Origin of the sequence: Planktothrix sp. FACHB-1355 (assembly GCF_014748295.1) — a bacterium.
Lineage (GTDB): Bacteria > Cyanobacteriota > Cyanobacteriia > Cyanobacteriales > Aerosakkonemataceae > Aerosakkonema > Aerosakkonema funiforme_A.
The window spans coordinates 1-8,505 of sequence record NZ_JACJUP010000173.1 but is presented as its reverse complement, the minus strand read 5'-3'; the positions used below and the strand labels follow the sequence as shown (position 1 = coordinate 8,505).

At 44.6% G+C, this 8,505-nt stretch carries 10 protein-coding genes; 3 read left to right on the top strand and 7 right to left on the bottom strand.

From position 1 onward, the window contains the following. The first annotated feature begins 137 nt into the window (after positions 1-137). The 3 genes from trpC to H6S82_RS10280 all read left to right on the top strand — a co-directional run bounded on the left by trpC (position 138) and on the right by H6S82_RS10280 (position 2,780). Positions 138-1,025, top strand: a complete 888-nt coding sequence (gene trpC / locus H6S82_RS10290; RefSeq protein WP_190467698.1) for an indole-3-glycerol phosphate synthase TrpC — start codon at positions 138-140, stop codon at positions 1,023-1,025. A 71-nt stretch (positions 1,026-1,096) separates the two neighbouring features. Continuing rightward, positions 1,097-1,408 carry a DUF5340 domain-containing protein gene (locus H6S82_RS10285; protein ID WP_190467701.1) on the top strand — a complete coding sequence of 104 codons (312 nt, stop codon included), beginning with the start codon at positions 1,097-1,099 and terminating at the stop codon, positions 1,406-1,408. 196 nt (positions 1,409-1,604) lie between these two features. Further along, entirely contained in the window at positions 1,605-2,780 is a 1,176-nt protein-coding gene (locus tag H6S82_RS10280; RefSeq protein ID WP_190467702.1) for an alanine--glyoxylate aminotransferase family protein, read from the top strand. A 224-nt stretch (positions 2,781-3,004) separates the two neighbouring features. Here H6S82_RS10280 and H6S82_RS10275 read toward each other — a convergent pair whose 3' ends face one another. The 7 genes from H6S82_RS10275 to H6S82_RS10245 form a co-directional block, all read right to left on the bottom strand. Continuing rightward, entirely contained in the window at positions 3,005-4,153 is a 1,149-nt protein-coding gene (locus H6S82_RS10275) for a GTPase (RefSeq protein ID WP_190467705.1), read from the bottom strand. 591 nt (positions 4,154-4,744) lie between these two features. Beyond that, positions 4,745-5,119, bottom strand: a complete 375-nt coding sequence (locus H6S82_RS10270) for a type II toxin-antitoxin system RelE/ParE family toxin (protein ID WP_190467709.1) — start codon at positions 5,117-5,119, stop codon at positions 4,745-4,747. Further along, positions 5,112-5,414 (bottom strand): UPF0175 family protein, encoded by a 303-nt coding sequence (locus tag H6S82_RS10265; protein ID WP_190467712.1) that lies wholly within the window; start codon positions 5,412-5,414, stop codon positions 5,112-5,114. Before H6S82_RS10265 ends, H6S82_RS10270 begins: the two co-directional genes overlap by 8 nt. A 213-nt stretch (positions 5,415-5,627) precedes the next feature. Next, complete coding sequence (locus H6S82_RS10260) at positions 5,628-6,188, bottom strand: cupin domain-containing protein (RefSeq protein ID WP_242056896.1); 561 nt, start codon at positions 6,186-6,188, stop codon at positions 5,628-5,630. Next, on the bottom strand, positions 6,142-6,348 hold the full coding sequence (locus H6S82_RS33380; protein WP_322111944.1) for a zinc ribbon domain-containing protein: 207 nt from the start codon (positions 6,346-6,348) through the stop codon (positions 6,142-6,144). Before H6S82_RS33380 ends, H6S82_RS10260 begins: the two co-directional genes overlap by 47 nt. Before the next feature lie 6 nt (positions 6,349-6,354). After that, a complete protein-coding gene (locus H6S82_RS10250) occupies positions 6,355-6,951 on the bottom strand; it encodes a PadR family transcriptional regulator (RefSeq protein WP_190467717.1) in 597 nt (198 codons plus the stop codon). 270 nt (positions 6,952-7,221) lie between these two features. Then, positions 7,222-8,505, bottom strand: a 1,284-nt coding sequence (locus H6S82_RS10245; RefSeq protein WP_191056197.1) for a CHAT domain-containing protein, incomplete at its 5' end; no start/stop codon positions are given.

The following is an 8,505-nucleotide window of genomic DNA, read 5'->3' as shown; positions in this document are numbered from 1 at the left end:
AGGGGTTAGGGGCCAGGGAAAGTCAATCATTCAAATTTCTCCCTCCTCCCTCTTCCCTTTTCCCTCTTGCCTCTGCCTCTTGCCTCTGCCTCTCCCTCTTTCCCCTAGCCCCTAACCCCTAACCCCTTTTCCCAAATATGCAAATTCGTCGTCGTCGCCCCAATCCCGCAGTTGCCGTTCAAGAATTGCGCTACCAAGTTGCGCTGCCAGATGCCTCACCGAGAAATATTCTGGAGGAAATTGTTTGGCATAAAGAAACTGAAGTAGCGCAAATGCGAGAACGCTTGCCTTTGGCCGATCTCCAGCGTAAAATAGCCGACCTGCCCCCACCCCGCGATTTTGTGGCAGCACTGCGCCAAGGCAAAACTCAACCTGCCTTAATTGCGGAAGTCAAAAAAGCTTCTCCCAGTAAAGGCGTCATTAGGGCAGATTTCGACCCAGTAGCGATCGCTCAAGCTTACCAGCAGGCAGGTGCTAGCTGTATCTCGGTTCTCACTGATACCAAATTTTTTCAAGGTAGCTTTGAAAACCTGCAACGCATCCGTGCTGCTGTAGACTTGCCGTTACTGTGCAAAGAATTTATAATTTACCCCTACCAAATTTATCTAGCCCGGATCAACGGTGCTGATGCCATCCTGCTGATCGCTGCCATACTTTCCGATCGAGACTTAAAATACTTTGTAAAAATCGCCAATGCCTTGAAAATGAAGGCTTTGATCGAGGTGCATACCCTAGAAGAACTCGATCGCGTGTTAGCCTTGGAAGAAGCTACCCTAATTGGCATTAACAATCGCAACTTAGAAAATTTCTCGGTCGATCTACAAACAACCTGCGATATCCTCGCAGCAAGAAACGATCGACTCCAAGAGCGAGGCATCCCGGTCGTGAGCGAATCGGGACTGCATACGCTAGCAGACCTCCGCTTGGTAGCGCAAGCGGGTGCAACTGCGGTGCTGATCGGTGAGTCGCTGGTTAAACAGCCAGATCCTCAAGCTGCGATATTAGAGCTTTTTGCCATTGGGTGAAAAAAAATTAAAAATTAGAAATTATATTTTTAATTTTTAATCGGAAATTAACTTGAGGAAAATTTGCGTTCATGGAGCCAATTCCTATTCCTTCTCCTATCCATTACGAACTGGTACTGCAATTACTAGAACGACAAACAATGTTCGCTGTATCTCAAAAACCAGAACTAAAGGATAAAGTTAACCAACTAATAATTACTTTGCGTAAAGCAGCTGCTCTACAGAAACAAATCGAACAAACTTGCGAACAAGCTCACATCAAAACGGAATACCTCTGGTCGCTCAATCATGTTATTCCCTCTTCAGCTGAATTGCCCTCAACAGCAAAATCAAATTTGAACTCAGCTTCAAATGGCCTGAAGCCACCTCAAGAACAATCGTAATTTTAATTTTAGTTTGCAATTGGAGATGGGATTTTAAATTAAAAATCTGCAATCTAAAGTTAATTTTCTAACAACTACTGGCTCCTGACTATTTTGTATTGACCAAAATGGAAAATAGTTATAAGCCGCCAGATTTATCCGTGAGGTCAATCCAAAATCCAAAATCCAAAATCCAAAATCGAATGACTGCGGCATTATGGACGATAAGCAAATACTGATGATACCCGGCCCTACACCAGTGCCGGAACAGGCATTACTCGCTTTGGCGAAACAGCCGATCGGACATCGCAGCAGCGAGTTTGGCTGTATCTTTGAGGAAGTACTGCAAAACTTGCAATGGCTTCACCAAACTCAGAACGATGTCTTAATGCTTACCGCTAGCGGTACAGGAGCGATGGAAGCCGGAATTATTAACTTTCTCAGTCCGGGCGATCGCGTCTTAGTAGGATGTAATGGTAAATTTGGCGATCGCTGGGCAGACCTTGCTACCACGTACAATTTAAATGTAGAAAAAATTACTGCTGACTGGGGTAAACCTTTAGATCCGGAACAATTTCGCGAAAAGCTGGAAGCCGACACCGAAAAGCAAATTAAAGCTGTCATCGTCACCCACAGCGAAACATCTACGGGTGTCATAAATGACCTGGAAACCATCAATCGCCACGTCAAAACGCACGGCGAAGCTTTAATTATTGTGGACGCCGTAACGAGTTTGGGAACAGTCAATATCCCCGTTGATGAATGGGGTATTGATGTCGTTGTCTCCGCTTCGCAAAAAGGTTATATGATTCCGCCAGGGTTAGGCTTCGTCAGCGTGAGTGAAAAAGCGTGGGAAGCGTACAAAACCGCCAAAATGCCTCGTTTCTATTTAGATTTAGACAAATATCGCCAATTCCAAGCCAAAAACACCACACCCTTCACCCCGCCAATCAACTTGATGATGGCGCTGCAAGTCAGCTTGCAGATGATGAAAAAAGAAGGCTTGGCAAATATTTTCGCTAGGCATCAAAGACTGATGAATGCCACTCGCGCCGCCCTCAAGCAGTTGAATTTACCTTTGTTTGCCCCCGATAATGTTGCCAGTCCCGCAATTACCGCTGTAGCGCCCGTACAAGCGGACACCGAACAAATTCTCAAAATCATGAAAAATCGCTACGACATCGCTCTAGCGGGCGGACAAGACCACCTGAAGGGCAAAATCTTCCGTATCGGTCACTTGGGTTTTGTCACCGATCGCGATATCCTCACTGCGATCGGCTCCCTAGAAGCAACTCTGATCGAACTGGGACAAGACTCCTTGACCCCCGGCGCAGGCGTAGCCGCCGCTGCGAAAGTGTTCGCCCAATCAGAGGCTAGAGCGCCAGTCCAGTAAAAGAGCTTATGTCGCATACATACCGATCTAACGTTCCTGGTCAGCAATTTCCGGGGTCTTTGCAACTCCACAAGCGGCGTTGGTAAATCCGCTGCACCAGAATTGTTACACTGCTGACCACAATCGCAGCTTTAGGCTACCATAATGATACTCGACAACACATAAAAAATATGGTTAAAAATTCCAGAATATAAAATAACTAAACAAAAATAACTAAAGCTCAATTACAGTTGTCCTTTAAGGAAAAGTTCTTTGAGTTTCTCTAAATCAGCAATTGAATAGATTTTAACTCTAGAGTACTTTTCAAATTCTTCCCTAAAGGTCTTTCTCAAAAAATCTCTAACAGTGTATTTGCCAGATTTGTAGATATGTTCCTTAGCAACTTTCTCAAAAACTGAGGTGTAAGATAATCCTAAAACTGTAGTATAAGTTGCTGCTGTTGATCCAGCAATTACTTGACTAGGAGGAAAAATTGAACCTATCAAGTCTAAAGTTGCTGTTGAGAGAAAAGTGAAAAGCGCGGAAGTTGTTAAACCACTGATTGAGCCTAAAAATGCTGCCATATCAGTATAACCATACAAGGCTGCAAGCTTCACACAGAGAGCACTTTGAGCAGTCATTGCTGAAACAGGCGTTGTAAAAGGGATTGGAATGAATGATGCGCTGAAACAAGCAATGGCAGCAGTAAAAACATATCTCCCTGCCACTTTTCTTTTAGCTTCTACATCTGCTTTCTGCATTACAAGCACCGCTTCTGAATACACTTCAGGAAGCAAATCTACTGTTCTGCCGATCAATTCTTTTAAGCCAAAAGGATCGCAAATTGGCTTGCCATTGATTTCAAGAGGGGAGGCTGATGCTTCGATCAAATCGTATGTGTTTTTAAATTTAAAATTATCTATTGTTCTCTTGATTTCATAAATTTCATTTGGCTTTGCGCGATCGCACTGAGAGAGAACTATAATTACAGGAACTTGTTGCTCATACAGTTTATTAATGATATCTCTATCAAAATATTCAAACCTTGCAGATGAAGCATTTACAACATACCAAACTAAATGAATTTGTTCCTCTATACCCTTTCGTCTTAACTCTTCTAAAAATCTTAATGTACTCTCAACAAATTCAGTCTCTTTATTTGACTCGTATCCAGCAGAGTCATACAAAACCACAGGGGATTTCTCATCAGGATCTCTCGGATACCTGACAAATCCCTTACTGACAGGTAAGCCTGCACCGACTTTAGCGACCTCTGCCCCAAATACCGCATTGATAAGCGTACTTTTACCAACACCAATTCTGCCAATTACTGCAATGTTAGGAGATCTTATTTCTTTAACTATTCTTTTGATTTCCTCTTCAAAGTTCGCCATAGTAACCTGCAATACAGTTTAGAAACTATTTTTAAGCCTCATCTCACCGATAACACTTTAGGACACTGAACTCAGAGCGACAACCTTCAAACTACCGTCCTGACCCAAAAATGAAGCATAATAACTATTTATTCAACGTCAAATTTGCTGGATATCACCCCCTATATCGATCTTATCCAGCATTAACCTATGTTGCAACCTACCGCCCGATGAGGCTTCGCCGCTTGCTGGAGGCGGAGCCTTTGCGAAGTATGACAAGGCAGAGTATGGGAAAGATCGCCATCGCCCCTCGCTGTAGGTTGTTACATTCTCGCTTGTAAATCAGTAGGTAACGTCAAACCAAACATGACTCGATCGAGCGCTCTCACCAGGATTGAGGTGGAGAAGCAGTCGTGAGCGTCGGGTTTCATCCTTCAACCTGACCTACAAGATCGAGCGATCGCATATTGGGTGCATGGGCATTGTTCAACTGCGACGTGATGATCTTAAGCAGCACCCTACTCTGTGTACTGCCGTTTGTAAGGAGGCTGTAAACCCAACATAATTTCTTCTCTGGGAACACCCATTTCAACCAAGTGTTTGAGGCATGGTTCAATCTCCTTGGGCAGGCGGTTCGGTGGGTTCATTGAAGCGCTCGATAATTTCGCGAATTTCACTAGCTGTGAAAGTAGTTTCATCGGATTTGGAATAGAGCGTGACAAGCAGAATGCAGATGTTGTCTCGCAATTGATAAATGACTCGATAACCTGAACTTTTGCCTTTTTGAATGTCGCTATTTTTGACGCGGACTTTGAAAACGGTATAGGTCGTGCCAGAAATTCGATCGCCAGGACAGTTACCATTTTCGAGGTCATCGAACAGCGGTTGTAGATCGGACCGGATATTGCGATACCGTTTGGCTAACTTGCGAAGTTGTCCTTGAAAATCGGGGGTAACTAAGATTTGAATGGATGGAGCGTCAGTCATCAATGCCGTCCCAGAGTTCAGAGACGGGCTTCAAGTTGCCTTCTTTGGCTTGTTGTAAGGAGATCCGCAAATGGGCGAGGATGAGTTCATTGGGGTCGTCGTCAGGGTCGCTTGGGGGGGTGAGGATACCTCGATCTACGAGGATTTGATAGAAATCGTCTACATCCATCGCAATGACTTGAGCCGCTTGTTCGATGAGTAAGATTTTTTGCTGGAAGAGCGCGATCGCAACTTCTCGGCGCAGGTCTGATTCTGTGAGGGATAGATTGTCAGGGAGGTCGATGGTAATTTGCATGGTTTTGAATTCACTGAGTTTAATGATTGTTATTTCCCATCTTCGCTGACACCTTCAAGAAAACCGATCGCACCAGGGTTTGAGTAGAAAAGTAGTTATGAGTGTTGGGTTTCATCCTTCAATCTGACCTACAAGAACGAGCGATCGCATTAACTAGAAGTATACAATGCGATCGCCCAACTTCTGGTGCAGCGCTGTTGTTAGGCAGTGACCTTAATAAGGGCGACCATCTTTGTGCGTTAAAGCCCATTCACCATTTGGCAATTGTGTTGCTTTGAGATCGTCATTTGGGTATTCGACCTCATCTCCAAGAGTGCGATCGCCAATTTCAATATAGGTTACATTTTCTTCAGTTCGATTAATCAGTTGATGGGCGATACCTGTACCTGCCTTAAATCCATAGCAGTCACCGGGATGCAAAACGAATTCCTCTTCGTCTAGTACCAGCGTTGGGCTGCCTTCCAATACCAGGATAAATTCATCTTGCTTTGAGTGGCTGTGAGCGAGTGCAGAAATTGCTCCCGGTGAGAGATGGGTTAAATTAACTCCAAAATTAGTCAACCCAAAATACTCACCCAGTTTTCGCTTTTGTCGTCCCTTCACGAGGGAAGCGTAAGGTTCTGGATATATCGTCTTACCGATCGGTGCTGAAATCGATTCTGCTGAAATTGGCGATTGCTTCATAAGCTTACTTAGCTCTATTTTGAGGATGTTGATTGCGCTGGGGCTAGAAACCGGGTTTCTGAGTCGATCGTTCACGCTCAAACTTACCATTTTTCGTAGAAACCCGGTTTCTTTGCGTGATATCCCGATCTTCTACAAATCCACAATGCAGACAAATGTGGGTTCTAGTCGATCGAGATTTCTGTAATTTCCGATCGCAATGGGAGCAATTCTGACTCGTATTATAAGGATGCGATCGCGAAATCAACACATCTGCTTACTGTTCTGCTAGCAGTTTGTAAATCTCGCGTTTTACCTGAACAAGCAGATCGCGTACCCGATTGGTTTGCTCTACATTGCCACTTCGAGCAACTTGGGTGACAGCATCATTCAACTGGGTTAAAGTCTGCCGTAACTCGATCAATTCAGAAGGTTTGGTTTCAGTGAAACTGTCGTGACCTTTTCTTGAATGAGATTGTTGGTTGCGATCGCTCAAGAGTTGTCTGCCACTCTCGGTAATCGTATAAACCCGCTTGCCCTCGACTTCCTCACTGGTCAAATAACCTCCTTCTTCTAGCATCTGAAGCGTTGGATAAACCGAGCCTGGACTGGGGCGACGAAAGCCACCGCGACGGTTTTCTAGCTCTTTCATCAATTCATAACCATGTTGGGGACGCTCTGATAGAAGCCCAAGCAAAATGAATTTGATGTCACCGCGACGGGTACGAGGCTCATCTGGCCACCCGTCACCAGATGAACCTTTGTGTCCATGTCCATGTCCGCGTCCGTGTCGCCCACTCATGAAGACTCGATCGCTAGGGCCTTCTCCTGCCCATGCTGGTACGAGAAAATGGGGATGAAATTGTTTGAACATATTTTTGCTCTTTGTAATTATGAGGTATCGCGATATATCGCTATCTAAAAAGAATCTATCGCGATATATCGGGTTTGTCAATTTCAATAATCAAGGCTTATTGACAATATATAGGGCTAAGGGAAACTGCGGCTCGATCGTGCGATCGACAGACAATCCCTAACTTGATGTACATACATATTTTGTACATTTTGTCAACTATAAATTAGATGCAATTGCCTCACTCCCCCACTCCCCCGCTCTCCCTTTCCCTTTTTTTCTTTTGACTTTTCACAGCCAATTTCCCACCAAAACGTATGGAGCCCAGAAATACGGATTCCTGTAGCTGCGGTTTTGCAAAAGGCTATTTTGGGCGCGGCGAAGCGCTTCAGCTTTGGTAATGCCGGGATTGGCTAACTGGCGATAAAATTCAGTCATCAGGGTGGCAGTAGAACTATCGCTCACTTTCCATAAAGTTGCTAAAGTGCTGCGTGCGCCAGCGCGTACCGCCACCCCAGCTAGTCCCAAAGCGGCGCGTCTATCCCCAGTAGCAGTTTCGCAGGCGCTGAGTACCAGCAATTCGATCGGATCGGATTTACTGGGATCTCTACTACGCAACAACTCATCTAACTGCTTGACATTGATTTCGCCATCCCAAGCGAGAATAAATGTATTTTGGTAATTGGAACTAAATTGACCGTGAGTTGCTAGGTGAACGACAGGAAAAGGAACGGCTTTTACTTCATTCTCCAGCGTTATGCTAGTAAATTCTCGATCCAAAAGTCTTGTAGAACGAACTTCAGCACTAACTTGTTCTAATTCCCTTTTCACACCCGGTAAAGCAGAAAATCCCTGTCTGGATTCGCTCAGTCCACCAGCTAAAGCCCTCAGCCTTTCTCGCGTCAGTCGTTGCGGCTTCAACAATTGTAAACCGGGAGTTAGGGCAATGCTATATTTTTCAATTAAATATTGTTTGCCATCGTAGAGAGCAGACATGGGGATATTTCGCAACGCACCATCCAAAACAAATACCAGCGTTTGTATCCCACTCGCTTTTAATTCTGCCTCAGCAGGTCGAATCAGCCAGTCATAAAGTTGTTGAGACAACTGCAAGCGTTCGTCTTGATTGGAGTGACGAATCCCCAAACTTTGTCTGAGTTGGTTAACGATATTTTCAACTTGTTTCTGGTCAATTTGGGTAGTGTAGTTACGCAATGGTTGCTGGGGCAAACTGAGGATTATTTCTAAGCGATCGGCTAAAATAACTGGATAGATAACTGCCGCTCCCGCGTCGATTTTGTCAATCAATTCTGGTGCTGCATCCAGACAAGCTTCTCGGAAAAAATTATCCAGTTCCGCTAGTTGTAGGGACTCGATAACTTGACGAGCTTGAATTAATCGATTTTGCACTGGGGGTTGAAATTTCTCTCCCTCTTCGGATCTTTGTAACAGCAAATCGACTAGCTCTCGATAAATCGGTTCTACACTATCTCGAAACGAAAATTGCACTTCTGGATTGATTGTGGCTAAATCGCTGCGGAGAGATTGTAAGGTGTTTACTGCTTCAGTATAAGC

Excerpts from the sequence above, each read along its gene's own strand:
- H6S82_RS10250 (WP_190467717.1), bottom strand. The coding sequence starts at position 6,951 with ATGTTCAAACAATTTCATCCCCATTTTCTCGTACCAGCATGGGCAGGA.
- trpC (WP_190467698.1), top strand. The coding sequence starts at position 138 with ATGCAAATTCGTCGTCGTCGCCCCAATCCCGCAGTTGCCGTTCAAGAA.
- H6S82_RS10275 (WP_190467705.1), bottom strand. The coding sequence starts at position 4,153 with ATGGCGAACTTTGAAGAGGAAATCAAAAGAATAGTTAAAGAAATAAGA.
- H6S82_RS10285 (WP_190467701.1), top strand. The coding sequence starts at position 1,097 with ATGGAGCCAATTCCTATTCCTTCTCCTATCCATTACGAACTGGTACTG.
- H6S82_RS10260 (WP_242056896.1), bottom strand. The coding sequence starts at position 6,188 with ATGGTAAGTTTGAGCGTGAACGATCGACTCAGAAACCCGGTTTCTAGC.
- H6S82_RS10265 (WP_190467712.1), bottom strand. The coding sequence starts at position 5,414 with ATGCAAATTACCATCGACCTCCCTGACAATCTATCCCTCACAGAATCA.
- H6S82_RS10270 (WP_190467709.1), bottom strand. The coding sequence starts at position 5,119 with ATGACTGACGCTCCATCCATTCAAATCTTAGTTACCCCCGATTTTCAA.
- H6S82_RS10280 (WP_190467702.1), top strand. The coding sequence starts at position 1,605 with ATGGACGATAAGCAAATACTGATGATACCCGGCCCTACACCAGTGCCG.